The organism is Flavobacterium sp. RHBU_24 (genome assembly GCF_046613695.1).
GTDB lineage: Bacteria > Bacteroidota > Bacteroidia > Flavobacteriales > Flavobacteriaceae > Flavobacterium.
On the sequence record NZ_JBKJHD010000005.1, the window covers coordinates 22,584 to 41,666 of the forward strand.

General features: G+C 45.3%; 21 protein-coding genes. 7 read left to right on the forward strand and 14 right to left on the reverse strand.

What is annotated here, in order from left to right:
* Positions 1-27: 27 nt before the first annotated feature.
* From ACLI09_RS06825 to pdxA, 4 genes are all read right to left on the reverse strand, one after another.
* The gene (locus tag ACLI09_RS06825) at positions 28-1,026 is read right to left on the reverse strand and encodes a beta-ketoacyl-ACP synthase III (protein WP_411418850.1); all 999 of its coding nucleotides are present in this window, start codon (positions 1,024-1,026) and stop codon (positions 28-30) included.
* A gap of 175 nt (positions 1,027-1,201) precedes the next feature.
* Positions 1,202-1,396 carry a 50S ribosomal protein L32 gene (gene rpmF / locus ACLI09_RS06830; RefSeq protein ID WP_411418851.1) on the reverse strand — a complete coding sequence of 65 codons (195 nt, stop codon included), beginning with the start codon at positions 1,394-1,396 and terminating at the stop codon, positions 1,202-1,204.
* Positions 1,397-1,405: 9 nt separating this feature from the next.
* Entirely contained in the window at positions 1,406-1,951 is a 546-nt protein-coding gene (locus tag ACLI09_RS06835; protein ID WP_411418852.1) for a YceD family protein, read from the reverse strand.
* Between the two features lie 115 nt (positions 1,952-2,066).
* Positions 2,067-3,131 carry a 4-hydroxythreonine-4-phosphate dehydrogenase PdxA gene (gene pdxA / locus ACLI09_RS06840; RefSeq protein ID WP_411418853.1) on the reverse strand — a complete coding sequence of 355 codons (1,065 nt, stop codon included), beginning with the start codon at positions 3,129-3,131 and terminating at the stop codon, positions 2,067-2,069.
* 54 nt (positions 3,132-3,185) lie between these two features.
* On the opposite strand from pdxA, the gene ACLI09_RS06845 reads away from it, so the two are divergent.
* Positions 3,186-3,776: a riboflavin synthase gene (locus tag ACLI09_RS06845; protein ID WP_411418854.1), complete on the forward strand. Its 591-nt coding sequence runs from the start codon at positions 3,186-3,188 to the stop codon at positions 3,774-3,776.
* A gap of 208 nt (positions 3,777-3,984) precedes the next feature.
* On the opposite strand, the gene ACLI09_RS06850 is transcribed toward ACLI09_RS06845, so the two are convergent.
* From ACLI09_RS06850 to ACLI09_RS06880, 7 genes are all read right to left on the reverse strand, one after another.
* Positions 3,985-6,471, reverse strand: a complete 2,487-nt coding sequence (locus ACLI09_RS06850; protein WP_411418855.1) for a DUF5686 family protein — start codon at positions 6,469-6,471, stop codon at positions 3,985-3,987.
* 16 nt (positions 6,472-6,487) lie between these two features.
* Positions 6,488-6,781, reverse strand: a complete 294-nt coding sequence (locus tag ACLI09_RS06855) for a type II toxin-antitoxin system RelE/ParE family toxin (RefSeq protein WP_411418856.1) — start codon at positions 6,779-6,781, stop codon at positions 6,488-6,490.
* Between the two features lies 1 nt (position 6,782).
* The gene (locus ACLI09_RS06860; RefSeq protein ID WP_411418857.1) at positions 6,783-7,034 is read right to left on the reverse strand and encodes a hypothetical protein; all 252 of its coding nucleotides are present in this window, start codon (positions 7,032-7,034) and stop codon (positions 6,783-6,785) included.
* Positions 7,035-7,139: 105 nt separating this feature from the next.
* Entirely contained in the window at positions 7,140-7,700 is a 561-nt protein-coding gene (gene frr, locus ACLI09_RS06865; protein WP_411418858.1) for a ribosome recycling factor, read from the reverse strand.
* Positions 7,701-7,734: 34 nt separating this feature from the next.
* The gene (gene pyrH / locus ACLI09_RS06870) at positions 7,735-8,442 is read right to left on the reverse strand and encodes a UMP kinase (protein WP_411418859.1); all 708 of its coding nucleotides are present in this window, start codon (positions 8,440-8,442) and stop codon (positions 7,735-7,737) included.
* Between the two features lie 94 nt (positions 8,443-8,536).
* Entirely contained in the window at positions 8,537-8,857 is a 321-nt protein-coding gene (locus ACLI09_RS06875; protein ID WP_411418860.1) for a hypothetical protein, read from the reverse strand.
* 266 nt (positions 8,858-9,123) lie between these two features.
* Entirely contained in the window at positions 9,124-9,270 is a 147-nt protein-coding gene (locus ACLI09_RS06880) for a hypothetical protein (protein ID WP_411418861.1), read from the reverse strand.
* Between the two features lie 95 nt (positions 9,271-9,365).
* Between ACLI09_RS06880 and ACLI09_RS06885 the strand changes: the two genes are divergently transcribed.
* The 3 genes from ACLI09_RS06885 to ACLI09_RS06895 all read left to right on the forward strand — a co-directional run bounded on the left by ACLI09_RS06885 (position 9,366) and on the right by ACLI09_RS06895 (position 12,743).
* On the forward strand, positions 9,366-9,890 hold the full coding sequence (locus tag ACLI09_RS06885; RefSeq protein WP_411418862.1) for a hypothetical protein: 525 nt from the start codon (positions 9,366-9,368) through the stop codon (positions 9,888-9,890).
* A 90-nt stretch (positions 9,891-9,980) separates the two neighbouring features.
* Entirely contained in the window at positions 9,981-11,753 is a 1,773-nt protein-coding gene (locus ACLI09_RS06890) for a 1-deoxy-D-xylulose-5-phosphate synthase (protein ID WP_411418863.1), read from the forward strand.
* Positions 11,754-11,792: 39 nt separating this feature from the next.
* Complete coding sequence (locus tag ACLI09_RS06895) at positions 11,793-12,743, forward strand: DUF3078 domain-containing protein (RefSeq protein WP_411418864.1); 951 nt, start codon at positions 11,793-11,795, stop codon at positions 12,741-12,743.
* Positions 12,744-12,965: 222 nt separating this feature from the next.
* Here the strand turns inward: ACLI09_RS06895 and ACLI09_RS06900 are convergent, their stop codons facing one another.
* From ACLI09_RS06900 to ACLI09_RS06910, 3 genes are all read right to left on the reverse strand, one after another.
* The gene (locus tag ACLI09_RS06900; protein WP_411418865.1) at positions 12,966-13,580 is read right to left on the reverse strand and encodes an FAD-dependent oxidoreductase; all 615 of its coding nucleotides are present in this window, start codon (positions 13,578-13,580) and stop codon (positions 12,966-12,968) included.
* Positions 13,580-13,780 carry a hypothetical protein gene (locus tag ACLI09_RS06905; protein WP_411418866.1) on the reverse strand — a complete coding sequence of 67 codons (201 nt, stop codon included), beginning with the start codon at positions 13,778-13,780 and terminating at the stop codon, positions 13,580-13,582. Before ACLI09_RS06905 ends, ACLI09_RS06900 begins: the two co-directional genes overlap by 1 nt.
* A gap of 62 nt (positions 13,781-13,842) precedes the next feature.
* Complete coding sequence (locus ACLI09_RS06910) at positions 13,843-14,418, reverse strand: MarC family protein (RefSeq protein WP_411418867.1); 576 nt, start codon at positions 14,416-14,418, stop codon at positions 13,843-13,845.
* Between the two features lie 188 nt (positions 14,419-14,606).
* Here ACLI09_RS06910 and ACLI09_RS06915 point away from each other — a divergent pair, with 188 nt between their 5' ends.
* The 3 genes from ACLI09_RS06915 (at position 14,607) to ACLI09_RS06925 (ending at position 19,030) form a co-directional block, all read left to right on the forward strand.
* Entirely contained in the window at positions 14,607-15,197 is a 591-nt protein-coding gene (locus tag ACLI09_RS06915; protein ID WP_411418868.1) for a DUF3109 family protein, read from the forward strand.
* Between the two features lie 331 nt (positions 15,198-15,528).
* On the forward strand, positions 15,529-16,506 hold the full coding sequence (locus tag ACLI09_RS06920; protein WP_411418869.1) for a ribonucleotide-diphosphate reductase subunit beta: 978 nt from the start codon (positions 15,529-15,531) through the stop codon (positions 16,504-16,506).
* A gap of 85 nt (positions 16,507-16,591) precedes the next feature.
* On the forward strand, positions 16,592-19,030 hold the full coding sequence (locus ACLI09_RS06925) for a ribonucleoside-diphosphate reductase subunit alpha (protein WP_411418870.1): 2,439 nt from the start codon (positions 16,592-16,594) through the stop codon (positions 19,028-19,030).
* Positions 19,031-19,083: the final 53 nt, after the last annotated feature.

A 19,083-nucleotide genomic window follows, 5' to 3' on the forward strand; every position in this document is an offset into this window, starting at 1 on the left:
GTTCCGTTTTAATTTATTGTAGTTTGTTTAGTTCTTGTTGTACGCCCATTTTAAATAAATGGAACCCCAGGTAAAGCCTCCGCCAAAAGCGGCAAAAATAATGTTATCGCCTTTTTTAAACAGGTGCTCAAAATCAGCAAGCACCAACGGCAGCGTAGCACTGGTAGTGTTACCGTAGCGCTCTATGTTTATAAGTACTTTACTTTCATCTACACCCATGCGGTTAGCGGTAGCATCTATAATACGGCGGTTAGCCTGGTGGGCCACAAGCCAGTTTACATCATCATGGCTAAGGTTGTTCTTCTCCATAATGCGTGCGCTTACATCGGCCATATTGCTTACGGCATATTTAAATACCGTTTTACCGTCCTGGTATACAAAGTGCTTGCCCTGTTCTACCGTTTCTATCGTAGCCGGCATTAGCGAGCCTCCTGCTTCTATGCGCAAAAAGTCGCGGCCAATGCCATCGCTCCTTAGCAATTCATCCTGAAAACCCAGGCCTTCGGTATTGGGTTCAAACAGCACCGCCCCGGCACCATCGCCAAAGATAATGCAGGTAGCCCTGTCTTTATAATCTATTATAGACGACATCTTATCTGCCCCTATAAGCAATACTTTTTTATAGCGGCCACTTTCTACGTAAGCGGCAGCTGTGCTCATACCGTATAAAAAACTTGAACAGGCGGCCTGAAGGTCGTAAGCAAAAGCATTAACGGCGCCTATTTGTGTGGCTACATATACGGCAGTTGCCGCTACGGGCTGGTCTGGTGTGGCGGTGGCTAACAGCACCACATCTATTTCTTCAGGATTTATGCCCGCACTTTTAATTAAATCTTCAGCAGCTTTTATAGCAAGATAAGAGGTACCCTTATCTGCATCTTTAAGGATTCGCCTTTCCTTGATACCCGTGCGTGAAGTTATCCACTCATCATTAGTATCTACCATGGTTTCCAGCAGTTCGTTTGTTAAAACAAATTCAGGAACATATTTGCCCACAGCGGTTATGGCGGCTGTTATTTTACTCATAATTATATAGTAAGTATATGTATCTCTTAGGGATAAATGCAACCGCACCCTAAAAGAGGTGGAAATTACAAAAATTTTTACAAACGGGCGCTAAAAAAAGCCGCCTTGCTAAAAAACGGCTATTTAACAAAAAAACTCCCACTTAGTGAGAGTTTTACCCTATACTTTATAGCAATTAAGCTTCAGCTTCCTGTTTGTCTATAACAACCTGGCCCCTGTAGTACATTTTGCCTTCATGCCAGTAAGCCCTGTGGTACAAATGCGCTTCGCCGGTTACCGGGCAGGTAGCAATTTGAGGTACAGATGCCTTATAATGCGTCCTTCTCTTATCTCTTCTCGTTTTCGAGGTTTTTCTCTTAGGATGTGCCATTTTACTATATTATTTATTATCCGTTAATAGTTTTTTTAATCCGTCCCACCTTGGGTCGGTCGTTTCTTCTTTTTTCTCCTCAACCACCTGCTTCTTTGGGGCAAGGCTGTGCAGCCTGTCTATTATCCCCGCGCCTACCGTACCGTCTTTTATACCCGGGTGTATGCGCTTTAAAGGCACAGAGAGCACAATCATTTCATATATATACTGCGATACATCTACCTGGTATTCGCCATGCGGCAGCACCAGCAGCTCATCATTATCGTCATTATACTCGTCGCCAAATTTTACTATAAGCCTCAACGTGCCTTTAACGGGCAGGTCAAAATCTTCATTAGTAAGGTCGCAAGGCACATTTACGGTGCCTTTGTGCTTAAAGTTAAGCTCCATCATGGTGCTTTGCTTATCTAACACAAGTGCTACTTTAACATTAACGCCGTTATACTCGTCAAAATTAAAGGCATCAAAGAACGTTTTATCTATATCAAACTCAAACTGGTGTTTCCCCTGCTTTAACCCCACAAACGGGATTAAAAAATCCTTATTCGCTTTCATTATGTCCAGCTATTAACTGTTATTACTTATTTAACGGCTTCAAATTACCGCAACATCTTACGTTCTAACAGTTTTGAGCGTGCAAAGATATAAAATTATTGCAAACACAAAACCGTTATGAATATTTTTTTTCCTCTTGTTTCTCCCTTATCCTCAAAGGGTTTCCGGTCAGCACCTGGTATTCTTCCCGGTTATGGTATATATCAAGGGCCAGGTAAACGGCTTCTTTAAACGAATTATTGTCGGCCAGCCCTTTACCCGCAATTTCGTAAGCCGTGCCATGGTCCGGCGATGTGCGTATGCCATCTAAGCCTGCGGTATAGTTAACCCCGCTGCCAAAAGAAAGGGTTTTAAACGGTATCAATCCCTGGTCGTGGTAAGCAGCTACTATGGCATCATATTTTTCGTACTGGCCGCTGCCAAAGAAACTGTCGGCACTAAACGGCCCAAAAACTTTTACACCTTCTTCAAATAGTTTTTTTAGCGCGGGCTTTACCACATCGTCATCCTCCCGGCCTATAACGCCGTTGTCGCCGCTGTGGGGGTTTACGCCAAGTACCGCAATTTTGGGTCCGTTTATTTTAAAGTCCTGCTTAAGCGACTTGTTTATGGTAAGTACCTTTTTACGGATAAGCGCCTCGGTTAAATGCGCCGAAACCTCGTTTACCGGTATATGGTCGGTTAGCAGCCCTATGCGCAGGTTATCCTGCACCATAAGCATAAGGGCGTCGCCTTCAAGCTGCTGGTCAAGGTAATCCGTATGCCCCGGGAATTTAAACTCCTCGCTTTGTATATTATATTTGTTAATGGGCGCCGTTACCAGCACCTCTATCTGCTTTGCCTTAAGCGCTGCTACAGCCGCCGTAAACGACTTTATGGCATACCCCCCTACTTCGGCATTGTTAACCCCATATTCTATATTAACGGTGTCGCGCCATATATTAAGCACGTTTACCTTACCTATAAGTAACTGGTCAAGGCTGTCTATGCCATGAAGGTTTACATTAAGATTGAGTGTTTTCTTTATAAAAGACAGTACTTTTACATTGGCAAAAACTACGGGGGTACAAAATTCCAGCATGCGTGCATCGTCAAAAGTTTTAAGGAACACTTCTGCTCCTATACCATTGAGGTCGCCTATGGAAATACCTACAATTACATTCTCTGCCTTTTTTGCCATGATAGTACTATTGCTTAATTTTGGAGTTACAAATTTAGTAAAAATAAACGCAGCATGTTCACAGGAATTATAGAAGCTTCCGCTACCATAAAACGTATCGAAAAAGCCAACGAAAACATACATTATACCTTTACCTCCCCTATTACCCACGAGCTGAAGATAGACCAAAGCCTGGCCCACGACGGCGTATGCCTTACCGTAGTAGCTATTGATGCCGACTCTTATACCGTTACCGCGATAAAAGAAACCCTTGAAAAAACCAACCTTAAAGCCTGGGCCGAAGGCGGCACGGTAAACCTGGAGCGGGCCATGAGGCTGGGCGACCGGCTTGACGGCCACATAGTGCAGGGCCACGTAGACCAGACCGGAACCTGCCTGAGCGTAGAGGACGCCGGCGGCAGCTGGTACTATACTTTTGAGTACGACCCCGCCGCTAATAACATTACCATCGAGAAAGGCTCTATAACCGTAAACGGTGTAAGCCTAACCGTGGTGAACTCCCAGGCCAACTCGTTTAGCGTGGCAATAATACCGTATACCTATGAGCACACCAACTTTAACGCGCTACAGCCCGGCAGTATTGTAAACCTGGAATTTGACGTGATAGGCAAGTATGTGGCGCGGATTAATGGGTTGCGGGGATAGGTTTTTGAAAATCGATAGCTGATGTTGACAGCTGATATGCATGTGCGGAAACGGGGTAAGAACGAAAAATTTAATTTACAATGCGGTTATTAGCAATTAGCGGGAAGATAAATATAATCATTACTTATTGTTCTGCCAGATTGGAGTTCGTGAAGCATTAGTTTATACATTGGTTAATTCCAATAAAACCTACAAAAAAATCTTCAATCTAAAACAAATTCAGTACAAACGACAGCTTAACGGAGATATTACGGTCAAACTGCGGCAGGTGGTAGGGGCCATAGCGGTAAAAGGCGCTAAATCCAAGCCCTTTAAAAATCTCGTTAAACTCAAGGCCGCTTTCATAGTAGCCTTTTTCGAGGGTTTTATAGTCAAGTCCCAAGTGGTTTTGTTTATGGTCGAGGTTGCCCCAGGCAAAGCGCGTAACCAGCATAGGCGAGAGCTTAATGCTGTTATAAATGGTAAACCGTGTAAAGCCGTGCTTTAGCTGCGCGGTAACATACCTGCTGCTAAAGAACTCATTAAAATACATGGTTTCAAAACTGTTTTTGCCGGCCAGGGTTACACGGCGCAGTATACCATCCCTGTCGAGGTTGTTTGGCGAGGTGCTGTACAGGTGCGTTAGCGGAACATCGCCTACCGCCACACCGGTTTGTATAAGCGCGGTGCCTATTTGCCCGTTAAGGTATTTCTTTTCAAACTCCGCCCTGACGTCGAGCTTGCCAAAATTAAAGTCGCTGCCCCATATACCATCAACAGCCTGGGTGTACTGAAACGCGAATTTTGGGTAACGCTTTTCTATTTCAATACGGCCGTCGGGCGTTTGCATAAAGTCGCTAAACGGGTTCCATTGAATCGCTACCGATGCCGTGGTAAGGTTAAACATCCTGTGCGGGGCGCGCGCGTCCTGTAGGTACAGGTAGTTAAACTTAGGGTCTACGCGGCTGCGGGTAAGCTGCCACATGCTCTCGGTTTTCGGGATTATCTTGGTTTCTATGTAGGCCTGCCACGTTTGGTAATTATAAAACGTAGAGATGTTTATGGGTCGGGGGTCATATATTTTAAATACCCGCTTATCGGTAGCAAATGATGTACTGCCTATCTCCTTAATATCATCTGAGAACGAGCCGCCTACCCACGAGTTTGAGAATTTCCCTAACCGTATGGCGCCGCCCAGGCTGTATTTAAACTCCCCGTCTTTAGTGCCGTAAGCGCCATAACCCCCCAGGCGGAAGGTTTCGGCAAGGCGGGCGTTTGTAATGCCGCCTAAACCCAGGCGAAAGCCTTCGTAGTTATTATATTTGGCTATCTGCCTCAGGTCGACATCAAAAAAGCCTACCGGCAGGTAGCCGTTTATAATGCGTTTGCCCAGTATAATGCGCTGCTCCCAGTTGTCTTTTGCCACAAGGCTGTCCAGCGCCATATAGGTAGTAGGGCTGCGGGCATCAATGGTATCAGGCTGAAACTGGGCCCAGTATTCCGGCGGGCGGCCTACTGCGTCGTCTTTTACTTCAATCGCTACCGCATTACGGTATATGGTAACCGGAGTGTTAAATTCCTTATCGAAATTATTTTCTTCAGAATACAGGTATACATAATCGCTGGGCTCCTTTTTCCGGTTACTCTCAGTAGTAGCCGTAGCGTCAAACTTTATGGTTTCGCCCAGTATTTTCAGGTCTTCCTTATTGTTACCCTTAGTTATGGTAAGGGTTTTACGTTCCGGAAACCATAGCTGCACGCCTTCTTCATATTCAAAATAGTGTATGGATGTTACATCAATAATATTACGCACCCGCAGTATGGCCCTTGCCACACCGTAGTTGTTGCGGTCTATATACAGCACACCGCGCATTTTTCTTTTAAGGTGTTTTTTTGCATCAAAGTAAATCATGTAGGCACTGCTGCCGTTGATGCTTACCGTATCAAGTATCTTAAAATTATATTCGCTGACAGCGTTGTTAGCTAACGGGCCGGCATATTTTGCTTCAAGCAAGTCGATATCGTCTGCATAAACCGAGTACGACTGCAGCTTAAGGCCTATGAGTTCGTATAGCGGCTTTTTAAAACCCGCCATGCGTGTGGCTATTACATTTTGCTTAAGGCCCTGAACTTTATTGAACTTATATTCAGACACTTTTTCGGCCTGGTACAGGTGCTGGCGGTCAATGATTTTTTTGAATTTAAAGCTTGCGGAATCAATTTTCTCGAGGCGGCGCCCGGCCTTTTCATAAACGTAAACAGAGTCGATTTTTCCGGATATAGAATCTGGGTTTGCGGTAACCAGCAGGCGGTCGTAGGTTTTATACTTAAAACTTTCCAGCCTGCGCTGTGGGTCGTTTACAGATTTGCGCTTTATGGCTTTGCCTATAATGTTCCCTGCTTCATTCTGGCTGTTTATAACAAGTTCGTTTAGCTGGCCTATTTGTGTAGAAAGCAACACGGTATAAAAGCGCACACCGTCTTTTACATACGTTTTTTTTGGTGTGTAGCCGGTATAACTGGTTGTAAAAATAGTCCCGGGGTCTTGCAGCGTTACCCTGCCATCTATATCGGTTACATAGTTTATACCATTTGTGCTAACGGTAGAAAAAGGCAGCGGGGCATTAGTTGCTTCTTCTTTGACAGTTACGGTTATAGCCGTTTGTGCCCTTACAGAGAGCGTAAAAAAGAAAAGCAAAAGTGAAAGGATTTTCATCTAAAGTCTCTGCGGTTTAAGATGACATTTTTAACGGGTTGTTGCGGCTGTCAAATACACTAACTATAGAAATGGTCTCATTTTGCACATGATATAATATTTTATAGTGTCTGATGATTATCCTTCTGCAATCAGTTATATAATCATCAAATTGGTACTGTTCAGGAAAGATAATCGCTTCAGGCGCAGAACTTATTTCTGCAATGATTTTTTGCGAAGTTAAAACTGAATTTTTTTCACGCAGGTGAAAATAAATTTTTTCCACGTCTTTTTTGGCCCGTAATGACCATTCTATAGCCGGTTTGCTCATTTTATTCCCAAGACTTTATCTCGTCTAAAAAATCCTCATGCGACGTAACCCTTCCTTCCCTGATGTCGTTGAGGCCTTCTTCAGCATGTGCTTTATACTCTTCAATATTTAAAGGCTCGCCCAATACAGTATAGCCCACTATTTCACTGGCTGTATAGGGGTCTTCTTTAATGGCGAGTAATTTTTTAAACACCGCTTCATCGGTAAGGTGCAGTACCCAGTCAAGCACTTCAAGTTTTTTGGCAGCATCCATGGTAATAATTTTTAGCGATATAAAGATAACGACTTTTATGCAGAATTATGATAAAGAAAAAAGTCCGCTTTTTGATGAGCGGACTTTCCTGTAACTATGCTGTTATTATACCTTCATAATTTCGGCTTCCTTCAGCGCAAGCAGTTCCTCAATCTTTTTGATGTAGGCATTAGTAAGTTCCTGAACCTCTTCTTCGGCGCCTTTACATACGTCTTCGCTCATACCGTCTTTTTCAAGTTTCTTGATTTCGGTATTGGCATCCTTACGGGCATTGCGCACACCCACCTTAGCATCTTCAGATTCGGCTTTTGCCTGTTTTGCCAGGTCGCGCCTTCTTTCCTCTGTAAGGGCAGGCACGTTAATAATAATGTTATCGCCGTTGTTCATGGGGTTAAACCCAAGGTTAGCTATCATTATCGCCTTTTCTATAGGGTGCAGCATATTTTTTTCCCATGGCGTTACCGTAATGGTACGCGCGTCGGGCGTATTTATATTTGCCACCTGTGAAAGCGGAGTAGCGGCTCCGTAATAATCTACCTTAACCCCGCCCAGCATAGCAGGGCTTGCCTTACCGGCGCGTATGTTAAGAAACTCTTTTTCAAGGTGGGCCAGCGAGCCCTCCATGCTTTCTTTAGTGCTGTCTAATATAAAATCTATCTCTTCCATAGGTTTTACTTTAATTCTTAGTTTTGGTTAAAAATTAAACGTTTACGGTGGTGCCTACCACTTCGCCTGTGCATACCTTGTGCAGGTTGCCCGGCTTATTCATATCAAAAACAATTATAGGCAGCGCGTTTTCCTGGCTAAGGGTAAACGCGGTAGTATCCATTACATTAAGGCCTTTTGCCAATACATCTTCAAACGTAAGGGTATCATATTTTGTTGCAGTAGGGTCTTTTTCCGGGTCGGCGGTATAAATGCCGTCTACACGGGTGCCTTTAAGTATCACATCGGCATCAACCTCCACACCGCGAAGCACCGCGGCAGTATCTGTAGTAAAGTACGGGTTACCGGTACCTGCACCAAATATTACAATACGCCCTTTTTCAAGGTGGCGTACTGCCCTCCTTTTTATATACGGCTCTGCAATGGCTTTAATTTCAAGCGCGGTTTGCAGGCGGGTTTGCATACCGGCATCCTCAAGGGCGCCCTGTAGTGCCATACCGTTAATAACGGTGGCCAGCATGCCCATATAATCGCCCTGAACCCTGTCCATACCATTGCTGGCACCGGCCACACCCCTAAAGATGTTGCCTCCGCCAATAACTATGGCAATTTGTACGCCCTGGTCGTGAATTTGTTTTATCTCGGCGGCATATTCGGCAAGCCTTGCCGGGTCTATACCATACTGCCTTTCGCCCATAAGCGCTTCACCGCTTAGCTTTAACAGGATTCTCTTATATTTCATAGGGTTTTTGTTTTTGATGGTGCAAATATAGCAATAATTGTTTTTGGGCGTATAGAGATTTTTATGTAGAAACATTCACGGCAGTGCACTATATCTAAAAACGTACCTGCAAACCTACACCACCCGCACCGGCGGTAAACTTAAATTCAGCATTATCAAAATAAGATACCTGGTTTACGGGAGTATTATTATAGTCATCAACAGCCTGCCTTACTTTTTTTGTACCACCCGATTTTAAGGGGATGCCAATAAGTGTAGCCACAAGCCCCACCACTATGCCGGGGCCCGTGCCGTAGGCATTCCCGGTTGCTAAAAGCCTGCCAAACGTCCATCCCACAGCAAACCCGATGCCTCCGCCTATAAGCCCATCGCCCCACCTGGCCTGGTTTACACCTGTTGTATATTTATCATACATAGTGCTGTTTGTATTAAAAAGCGCCTCCACTTCATCTGCCCCTAACTTTTTGTCCCCTGCATAAATATTGCTGTATGACCTGTATACCAGCGTTTCTTTCTGTACCGGTTCAGGCTTATGTGCTGTAGCGCCATCGAGCTCTGCCGTTTACTTATTTACACTTGTATTTGCAGCAACATATACAGTGGTGCCGGTGTTGTCTACTATTTGTTTTACGGCATTCAGCTTAAAGTGCATCCGGCTTTGTGTAACGCTGTTAAAATAACTTACTTCATCCTTTCAATTACCATATCCTTAAAATCGAACATGGCATTGCTGTTAAAGGTAATATATCCGCTTTGCACTGTTATTTTTTCCTGCGCAAACAAGAGCGAGCTGATAAGTACCAAAATGATAAGTATAATTTTCTTCATAAACAGATAACATAAAATGGTGGTTAATTTGTTGTGCAAACATATACTTTTCCTACAATCTTTTCCGTTATGTTTATGTAACCAAACACCATGATATGAACCCGTTAAAAATCTCCATCCCCACGCCCTGCCACGAAAGCTGGGATGCCATGACCCCGGAAGGCAAAGGCCGTTTTTGTGATGCCTGCGCCAAAACCGTGGTGGACTTTACCGGCATGAAAGCGCTTGAAATAACTGACTACTTTTCAACCAATAGCAGTAAAAAAGTATGCGGGCGGTTTAAAGGCAATCAGCTCGAAAACAAAGTCGAGCCGGTTATACCAACTGCATTACTGAATAAGATTGCTGCAACAACCCTAAACTTCAGGCAGATGTTTGCTGTAACACTAATGGCTGTAATGGGAACTTCGCTATTTAGTTGTAATAAAGAAGAGCCTGAGGCTACAGTACCGGATCCCATTAACCAAAAAGCGCAAAAGAACAGGCCTACTATGTACCTGGGCGCTGTAGATGTTGAATATGACACTTTAGATGCACATAATTATATACCCAGGGCATTACCTGGCGACAGCACAGCATCACTGCCTGTCGAAAAACTTATAACCGACCCGAGTAATTAGGCAATAAAAAGAACAAGGACCCACAAATCCGTGTCATCCACGTTCCATTCTAATTTAAGTCCTACATCAAAATATCGTAACTTTGCAGTAATGCAAAGTTTACTCAACTCCATACACACCCCTGCCGACCTCCGTAAACTGTCGCCAAATCAGCTGCCGCAACTGGCCGCCGAGCTGCGCGCGTTTATTATTGATGTGGTGTCGGTTAAGGGCGGTCACCTGGGCGCGAGCCTGGGCGTTATAGAGCTTACCATAGCGCTGCACTATGTTTTTGATACCCCCGCCGATCCACTCGTGTGGGATGTTGGCCACCAGGCCTACGGCCACAAGATACTCACGGGCCGCCGCGAGGTGTTTGCAACCAACAGGCAGCAGGGCGGCATAAGCGGCTTCCCTAAGCGGGCAGAGAGCGAATATGATGCCTTTGGCACCGGGCACAGCAGTACGTCGATATCGGCGGCGCTGGGTATGGCAATTGCTTCGCAGATAAAAGGCGAAGCCGATAAAAACCACATAGCCGTAATAGGCGATGCCAGCATAGCATCGGGTATGGCGTTTGAAGGGCTTAACCACGCCGGCGTTAACAGTGCTAACTTACTGGTTGTGCTAAACGACAACGCCATAGGCATAGACCCAAGCGTGGGCGCGCTTAAGCACTACCTTACCCAGGTAAAGGAAGGCAAAAACCCGCGGCAGAACAACATGATAAAATCGCTTAACTTTGATTATACCGGCCCCATAGACGGGCATGATTTTACGGCATTGATTAAAGAGCTGGAAAAGCTGAAGCGTAAAAAAGGCCCTAAATTTTTGCATGTAATAACCACTAAAGGCAAGGGGCTGAAACAGGCCGAAGAAGACCAGGTAAAATACCACGCCCCCGGCAAGTTTGACAAGCTAACCGGCGAGGTTTTGGCCATAGCCGAAGACTCGCTCCCGCCAAAGTACCAGGATGTTTTTGGGCTTACCCTTACCGAACTTGCCGCCCAAAACGATAAAATAGTGGGCATTACCCCCGCCATGCCATCGGGCAGCTCTATGAAGTTTATGATGGATGCCTTCCCGGAAAGGGCTATTGATGTGGGCATTGCAGAGCAGCACGCCGTTACCCTGGCCGCCGGTATGGCCACCCAGGGCATGGTGGTGTACTGCAACATATACAGCACATTTTTACAGCGCGCTTACGACCAGGTAATACACGACGTGGCACTGCAAAACCTGCCGGTTATTTTTTGCCTTGACCGCGCGGGGCTGGTAGGCGAAGACGGCGCCACCCACCACGGCGTGTTTGATATTGCCTACCTTAGCTGTATACCTAACCTTATCATATTCGCACCGCTTAACGAGACTGAACTGCGCAATATACTCTATACCGCGCAACTGGGCCTGCCACACCCCATAGCCATACGCTACCCGCGCGGGCGCGGGGAAGGGACGGACTGGCAGCGGCCTTTTGAGGCTGTTGAGTTTGGCAAAGCAAAACAACTGAAACGGGGTACCGGTATCGCCATAATAAGCACCGGCACCATTGGCAATAACATTACTAAGGCACTGGACGGCCTGCCTAATGCAGATGCTTTTTCGCACTGGCACTTCGGGTTTGTAAAGCCGCTGGACGAAAACGCGCTGGGCCATATTTTTGAGTCACACCAGGCAGTAATTACAATAGAAGACGGAGTAATTAGCGGCGGCTTTGGCCAGATGGTTACCACATTTGCCCAACGCGAAGGCTACCGGCAGGAAATAAAAACACTGGGCGTGCCCGACGCATTTATTGAACACGGCAGTATTGCAGAATTGCAACATTATTGCGGCATTGACGTTATTTCTTTAAAAGATATTTTTTCTGCTTACAGAAAATAACGATTTTTGCAACAATTTTCCACTAAAACAGCATTCGGGATGAAGGTTAAAGCACTAATTATTGCCCTTTTTATCATTACATTTTCTCAAACAAGTTTTTCGCAGGTGCTTATTACCACCACCCTGCCCGACAGCATAAGCCATTGGGAAAAAACCAACAAAGTGGGGCTTGACATTAACGAGATAGCCTTTGTAAACTGGAGCGTGGGCGGTAATAACTCGGTAACCCTGCTGGGCAAAGGGAATTTTATCCGCAAGTATACCCGTAAAAACGTGTCGTGGGTTAATGAGCTTATCATGCGTTACGGCCATAACAGCCAGGAAGGACAGGAGCCACGCAAAACCGACGACCAGGTGCAGGTAAACTCTACCTACGGTTACCGCCGCGACACTATTAGCAACTGGTACTACAGCGCAAAATTTAACTTTAACAGCCAGTTTGCAAACGGATACAGTTATCCAAATAAAGACCATGCCATATCCGGCCCATTTGCGCCCGCATATATATTCCTGGGTGTGGGTGCGGAATATGTAAGAAAAGAGTGGGGATTTAATGCATACATATCTCCGTTAACAGATAAAACTACACTGGTACTCGACCAGTACCTTGCAGACCAGGGCGCCTTTGGTGTGGAAAAAGCGGTTAAAGACGAAGAAGGCAACATTATTAAACAAGGTAAAAAATCGCGTACCGAACTGGGTATGCTCTTTACCAGCCAGCTAAAAAGGCAGGTGTTTAAAAATATAATGATGGATCAGCGCCTTACCCTGTATACCGATTACCTTAACAACTTTGGCAACATCGATATTAACTGGCAGTTTGCTTTTGACATGACGGTAAACGAATATGTAAAGGCAAATATAGGCGCTAATATAATTTACGACCACGATATTAAAGCTACCGAAGAGCGTGGCGACGAAGTGGTTACCGTAGGCCCTAAAATGCAGCTTAAGCAAATGCTGGGCGTAGGGCTTAGCTATACGTTTTAAAAAGATTTCAGAATTACAAGGTAGATTTTATATTTAAAAATGAACTTCACTCATACCTGCTGATAGTTTGCTTATCAAATATAACGAAAGCCCGTAAAGTTTAGAACCTTACGGGCTTTCGTTATATTTCTCATTTTATTATAGATTTCTTCAGTCGTTCTCCTTCTCAATGACCGTATGGCGTGAGTGAAGCTACTGCCTACTGTGACTGCCTGCTGAACACTAAACTTTCGGCACACTGTCATGGCTCTGTGTGGGCTTGCCATCATTCCACAGCGTAAGGATATCCGTAGCTACCGATGCGCCGCTGCCTGCCGCTATGGCAAGCTGGCTGCGCCATCCGGCCAGGGTACCCGCTACATACAGGCCTTCAGCCACAAGGTGGTCATGGTTGCGCAGTTGTATGCGGTTTTTTTCAGGTATCGCCCTTTGGTTAGGCTCTATGTATTGCTCCAGCCCTTCAATGCCTAAAATGGGTGCCGAGCCTATGGCTACAACCACAATCTTAGCCTGGTAGGTAACGTCTTTATTGGTAGTAATGGTAAAGTTTCCGGCAGTGCCTTCTATCTTCATTACTTTTTCGTCAGCAATTTGCGTTACCTCCGGATACGCTTTGCTAAGGTTGGCCAGGCTGCTTTCTAAAAGTTCCTGCCCGGTAGTGCCAGGCGCTATGCCATAAGCGTTGTTATACAACCCGTTTTGAAGCGATGCCGCTTTCTGGTGTGTAAATATCCCGGCTGTTTTTCCTTCGGCATACGGCCTTTTTAAGGCTGAGCCAATAATAAGCGCGCAGGAAACGCCCGAAGCGCCCCCGCCTATAATCAATACGTCAAACATTATCTTCTGCGTGTTTTGTCGTCAATGGCTTTAGCCGAGTTAAAAATAAGTAGTATAAAAAGCGCGCATAAGGTTGCGGCGGTGCAAATAAGCGCTACCATGCTGTTGCCCTCAAGGGGGTTACTGAAATCAACCTGTGTAACATTAAAAACGGTAATTCCGAATGTGAGTGCAATCAGAATATAAATAAATTTTTTCATCGTGTAATTCCTTATAGCGGTGATAGTACTGGTAAGGACTGTAAAATTAGTTAAAATATTGATTAAACAAAAAGCTGTTTAACATTGGCGGCAAATAATTTAACGGCAATAGCCAAAAGAATAACGCCAAACACCTTCCTGATGACCCCGAGGCCGTTATTGCCCAATATCTTTTCTATCCTGGCTGACGACTTAAGTACCGCATATACCACCACCACATTAATAATTATGGCAATAATAATATTTATCTTATCATATTGCGAGCGGAGCGAAAGCAGCGTGGTCATGGTACCCGCACCTGCAATAAGCGGAAATGCTATGGGCACTATACTGGCTGTGCTGGGGTTGTCGTCTTTATAAAGGTGTATGCCCAGTATCATTTCCAGTGCCAGGAAAAACAGCACAAACGAACCCGCCACCGCAAATGAGCTTGCGTCTATGCCTATTAGCTTTAGTATTTCTTCGCCCACAAATAAAAACGCTATCATTATAACCAGCGCTACTATACTGGCTTTTTCGCTCTGCACGTGGCCCAGCTTGTTGCGCAGCCCTACTATAATGGGTATGCTGCCCACAATATCTATTACGGCAAAAAGCACCATGCTTATTGTAAATACCTCTTTCCAGTTGACTACCATAGTGTTACTTTATTTTTAGGGCGCAAAAGTACGGTAATAAGTCGGAAGTTTTAGTGTCTTAAAGTCATAAAGTTTTTGGAAGGGGAAGCAGCAGAGGTAAAGTGTAAAGTTTATAATTATAATCCTGACAGTTAAATAATCGAACAACCCGATCATCCATAAATCGAAAGAATGCCTATCTTTGCGGCATGTTTCAACTGGGTAAAACAATAGTGTCTGAAGACATCCTCGAAAAAGAATTTGTGTGCAACCTTTCGGCCTGCCATGGCGCCTGCTGTGTAGACGGCGATGCCGGCGCGCCGCTAAGCGCCGATGAAACCAAGATACTTGAAGATATCTACCCGCTTGTAAAACCGTTCCTCCGCAAAGAAGGCATTGCCGCAATTGAAGCGCAGGGTACCTGGGTAACCGGTACCGACGGCGACCTTGAAACCCCGCTTATTGATAATAAAGACTGCGCCTACGTAATATTTGATGGCAAAACCGCGCTTTGCGGCATAGAGCAAGCCTACAACCAGGGCGTTGTGAGCTGGAAAAAGCCCGTGAGCTGCCACCTCTACCCCATCCGCGTAAAAGATTTCTCTGAATTTTCTGCCGTAAACTATGACCGTTGGGATATCTGCAGCCCCGCCTGCTCGCTGGGCAAAGAGCTTGAAGTGCCGGTATACAAATTTGTGAAGGAAGCCCTCATCCGCAAATTTGGTATCGACTGGTATACCGAACTTGAAAAGGTAGCCGAAGAGCATAAAAATGATACTACCCCCAGGAGGCGGAGATAATTTATTAAACAACCTTTTAAGGCAACTACAACTAAATAAAACGTGCCGTAAATCTGGCACGAACACTAAAAAGAACGTCGCCTGAAAGCCGCTTAAATCCCTGTATTTACAAGCCTTGACACCGTTAATGCAGACAAAACCCTGTTTTATAAGTATTTGTAAATCAATTATCTGTGTTTTAACATTGCTTTAACATTACGTTTACACGTTGTTAAAAACTATCTGCGATTGTGGATAACTATGTGTTTGAATTTCTATTGTAAATGACAACCTTTGTAAAGATGCTTTTGCAAAAAGCTAAAATTTATAATACCGTTAAAGTCAAAATACTATGTCCGGAGTAGAGCCGATATTACAAGAAAATAAAAACCGTTTTGTTATTTTTCCCATAAAACACCATGATATATGGGACTGGTATAAAAAAATGGAAGCCAGTTTCTGGACGGCCGAAGAGATAGACCTGCACCAGGACCTTAACGACTGGAACAACAAGCTTAGCGAAGACGAAAAGTATTTTATAAAGCACATACTGGCTTTTTTTGCCGCTTCAGACGGTATTGTAAACGAAAACCTGGCCGAGAACTTTGTTAACGAAGTGCAGTATGCCGAGGCTAAGTTCTTTTACGGTTTCCAGATTATGATGGAAAACATCCATAGCGAAACCTATTCGCTGCTTATTGATACCTATGTAAAGGATGAGGCTGAAAAAACAGAGCTGTTTAATGCGTTGGAGATTTTTCCTGCCATAAGGAAAAAAGCCGACTGGGCCCTTAAGTGGATAGAAAGCGACTCATTTGCCGAAAGGCTTATCGCGTTTGCAGCCGTAGAGGGTATATTCTTCTCGGGGGCATTCTGCTCTATATACTGGCTTAAAAAGCGCGGGCTGATGCCGGGTCTTACATTCTCTAACGAGCTGATAAGCCGGGACGAAGGCGTACACTGCGATTTTGCGGTACACCTGCACAACCACCACCTGGTAAACAAGGTGCCAAAAGACAGGATAAAAGAAATTATTATAGACGCGCTTGATATAGAGCGTGAGTTTATTACAGAGTCGCTACCGGTAAGCCTTATAGGTATGAACGCTACGCTGATGACCCAGTACCTGGAGTTTGTAACCGACAGGCTGCTGGTAGAGCTGGGCTGCGAAAGGCAGTATAACAGTGGTAACCCGTTTGACTTTATGGACATGATATCGCTGCAGGGCAAGACCAACTTTTTTGAGAAAAGGGTGTCTGAATACCAAAAGGCAGGTGTTATCAATAATGGCGAAGACGCGCAAAAAATCAGTTTCGACGCTGACTTTTAAATAAGATATTTCCAACTTATATATAATGATGGGGATGCTGTGAAAGCGGGTTCCCCCGGGATTACTAACCTAAAATTTTTACCTTATGTTTGTACTAAAAAGAGACGGGAGAAGAGAGCCGGTAATGTTTGATAAAATTACCGACAGGATAAGGATATTATGCTACGGGCTTAACGAAAGGGTAGACCCTGTTAAGGTAGCCATGCGTGTTATAGAGGGTTTATATGATGGCGTAACAACAAGCGAGCTGGATAACCTTGCGGCAGAAACAGCTGCATCCATGACCATTTCGCACCCTGATTATGCACAGCTTGCCGCCCGTATAGCGGTTAGCAACCTGCACAAAAATACAAAGAAGTCGTTCTCTGAAACGATGAGCGATATGTACCATTATGTTAACCCGCGTACCAACCAGGAGTCGCCACTGTTAAGCGATGAGGTATATGAGGTAATAATGGCCAATGCTGCTGAACTTGACTCAAAAATTATATACAACCGCGATTTTAACTACGATTACTTTGGGTTTAAAACCCTTGAGCGTTCGTACCTGCTTAAAATTAACGGCAACATTGCAGAGCGCCCGCAGCATATGCTGATGCGCGTGGCGGTAGGCATCCACCTTAACGATATTGAATCGGCTATAGAAACGTATGAGCTGATGAGTAAAAAGTTTTTTACCCACGCTACGCCTACGCTGTTTAACGCCGGTACGCCTAAGCCGCAAATGTCGAGCTGCTTCCTGCTTTCTATGAAAGACGACAGCATAGACGGTATTTATGATACGCTAAGGAGCACGGCTAAGATATCGCAGTCGGCCGGTGGTATAGGCCTTTCTATACATAACGTAAGGGCTACAGGCTCTTACATCCGCGGTACTAACGGCACCAGCAACGGTATTGTGCCCATGCTTAGGGTATTTAACGACACTGCCCGCTATGTAGACCAGGGCGGCGGTAAGCGCAAAGGCAGCTTCGCGGTATATATAGAGCCATGGCACGCCGATATTTTCGATTTCCTTGACCTTAGAAAAAACACAGGTAAAGAGGAAATGCGCGCGCGCGACTTGTTCCTGGCCATGTGGATTCCTGACCTGTTTATGAAACGCGTGCAGGAAGACAGCACCTGGACACTAATGTGCCCTAACGAGTGCCCTAACCTCTATAACGTGCACAGCGACGAGTTTGACGCGCTATACCTTAAGTATGAAGCCGAAGGCCGTGGCCGTAAAACAATAAAAGCCCGTGAGCTTTGGGAAAAAATACTGGAAAGCCAGATAGAAACCGGCCTTCCTTATATGCTGTACAAAGACGCGGCTAACCGTAAATCGAACCAAAAGAACCTGGGCACCATACGCTCGTCTAACCTGTGTACCGAAATCATGGAGTACACCAGCGAAGATGAGGTTGCGGTATGTAACCTTGCATCGATATCATTACCCATGTTTGTGGAGGACGGAACCTTTAACCACGAGTACCTGTATACTGTTACCAAGCGCATAACGCGCAACCTTAATAAGGTTATAGACCGTAACTACTATCCGGTTAAAGAAGCACAGAATAGCAACATGCGCCACCGCCCCGTGGGGCTTGGCGTGCAGGGCCTTGCCGATGCCTTTATACTGATGCGCCTTCCGTTTACCAGCGATGAAGCCAAAAAACTGAACCAGGAGATATTTGAAACTATCTACTTTGCCGCCGTTACCGCCTCTATGGAAATGGCTAAGGAAGAAGGGCCGTACTCATCATTCGCAGGTTCGCCTATTTCTCAGGGCGAGTTCCAGTACAACCTGTGGGGCCTTAAAGACAGCGACCTTAGCGGCCGTTGGGACTGGGCTTCGCTGCGTACCGAAGTTATGGAGCACGGCGTGCGCAACTCGCTGCTTATGGCGCCTATGCCTACGGCTTCTACATCGCAGATATTAGGTAACAATGAAGCCTTTGAGCCTTATACCTCAAACATTTATACCCGCCGCGTGCTTTCGGGCGAGTTTATCGTGGTAAACAAGCACCTGCTGCACGACCTTGTAGCACTGGGGCTTTGGAACGAGAACCTGAAACAGGAAATAATGAGGGCCAACGGATCGGTGCAAAACATCGACATTATTCCTCAGGATATAAAAGACCTGTACAAAACCGTGTGGGAAATGAGTATGAAGGATATTATAGACATGAGCCGCCAGCGTGGTTACTTCATCGACCAGAGCCAGTCGCTTAACCTGTTTATGGAAAACGCCAGCTACTCTAAGCTTACGTCTATGCACTTTTATGCATGGCAAAGCGGCCTTAAAACGGGTATGTACTACCTGCGTACCAAAAGCGCGGTTGATGCCATTAAATTTACCCTTAATAACGACAAAAAAGCAGAGCCGGTGGCCGAGCCTGCCACAGCCGGTGTTGCAAAACCAAAACCGGTTGCGGTAGCCGAAGCGGTAGAGGTATCGGCAATAGAGCTTACCGAGTTTCAGGCCATGATAGAGCGTTCGCGCGCAGCAGAGCCGGACGACTGCGAAATGTGCGGGTCATAATATGCTGTAAAATATAAAATGAAGAAGGAGCCTGTAATGGGCTCCTTTTTGTA

Bases quoted from the DNA above. Each gene is read 5' to 3' on its own strand.
- ACLI09_RS06825 (WP_411418850.1), bottom strand. From the start codon at position 1,026: ATGAGTAAAATAACAGCCGCCATAACCGCTGTGGGCAAATATGTTCCT.
- rpmF (WP_411418851.1), bottom strand. From the start codon at position 1,396: ATGGCACATCCTAAGAGAAAAACCTCGAAAACGAGAAGAGATAAGAGA.
- ACLI09_RS06835 (WP_411418852.1), bottom strand. From the start codon at position 1,951: ATGAAAGCGAATAAGGATTTTTTAATCCCGTTTGTGGGGTTAAAGCAG.
- pdxA (WP_411418853.1), bottom strand. From the start codon at position 3,131: ATGGCAAAAAAGGCAGAGAATGTAATTGTAGGTATTTCCATAGGCGAC.
- ACLI09_RS06845 (WP_411418854.1), top strand. From the start codon at position 3,186: ATGTTCACAGGAATTATAGAAGCTTCCGCTACCATAAAACGTATCGAA.
- ACLI09_RS06850 (WP_411418855.1), bottom strand. From the start codon at position 6,471: ATGAAAATCCTTTCACTTTTGCTTTTCTTTTTTACGCTCTCTGTAAGG.
- ACLI09_RS06855 (WP_411418856.1), bottom strand. From the start codon at position 6,781: ATGAGCAAACCGGCTATAGAATGGTCATTACGGGCCAAAAAAGACGTG.
- ACLI09_RS06860 (WP_411418857.1), bottom strand. From the start codon at position 7,034: ATGGATGCTGCCAAAAAACTTGAAGTGCTTGACTGGGTACTGCACCTT.
- frr (WP_411418858.1), bottom strand. From the start codon at position 7,700: ATGGAAGAGATAGATTTTATATTAGACAGCACTAAAGAAAGCATGGAG.
- pyrH (WP_411418859.1), bottom strand. From the start codon at position 8,442: ATGAAATATAAGAGAATCCTGTTAAAGCTAAGCGGTGAAGCGCTTATG.
- ACLI09_RS06875 (WP_411418860.1), bottom strand. From the start codon at position 8,857: ATGTATGATAAATATACAACAGGTGTAAACCAGGCCAGGTGGGGCGAT.
- ACLI09_RS06880 (WP_411418861.1), bottom strand. From the start codon at position 9,270: ATGAAGAAAATTATACTTATCATTTTGGTACTTATCAGCTCGCTCTTG.
- ACLI09_RS06885 (WP_411418862.1), top strand. From the start codon at position 9,366: ATGAACCCGTTAAAAATCTCCATCCCCACGCCCTGCCACGAAAGCTGG.
- ACLI09_RS06890 (WP_411418863.1), top strand. From the start codon at position 9,981: ATGCAAAGTTTACTCAACTCCATACACACCCCTGCCGACCTCCGTAAA.
- ACLI09_RS06895 (WP_411418864.1), top strand. From the start codon at position 11,793: ATGAAGGTTAAAGCACTAATTATTGCCCTTTTTATCATTACATTTTCT.
- ACLI09_RS06900 (WP_411418865.1), bottom strand. From the start codon at position 13,580: ATGTTTGACGTATTGATTATAGGCGGGGGCGCTTCGGGCGTTTCCTGC.
- ACLI09_RS06905 (WP_411418866.1), bottom strand. From the start codon at position 13,780: ATGAAAAAATTTATTTATATTCTGATTGCACTCACATTCGGAATTACC.
- ACLI09_RS06910 (WP_411418867.1), bottom strand. From the start codon at position 14,418: ATGGTAGTCAACTGGAAAGAGGTATTTACAATAAGCATGGTGCTTTTT.
- ACLI09_RS06915 (WP_411418868.1), top strand. From the start codon at position 14,607: ATGTTTCAACTGGGTAAAACAATAGTGTCTGAAGACATCCTCGAAAAA.
- ACLI09_RS06920 (WP_411418869.1), top strand. From the start codon at position 15,529: ATGTCCGGAGTAGAGCCGATATTACAAGAAAATAAAAACCGTTTTGTT.
- ACLI09_RS06925 (WP_411418870.1), top strand. From the start codon at position 16,592: ATGTTTGTACTAAAAAGAGACGGGAGAAGAGAGCCGGTAATGTTTGAT.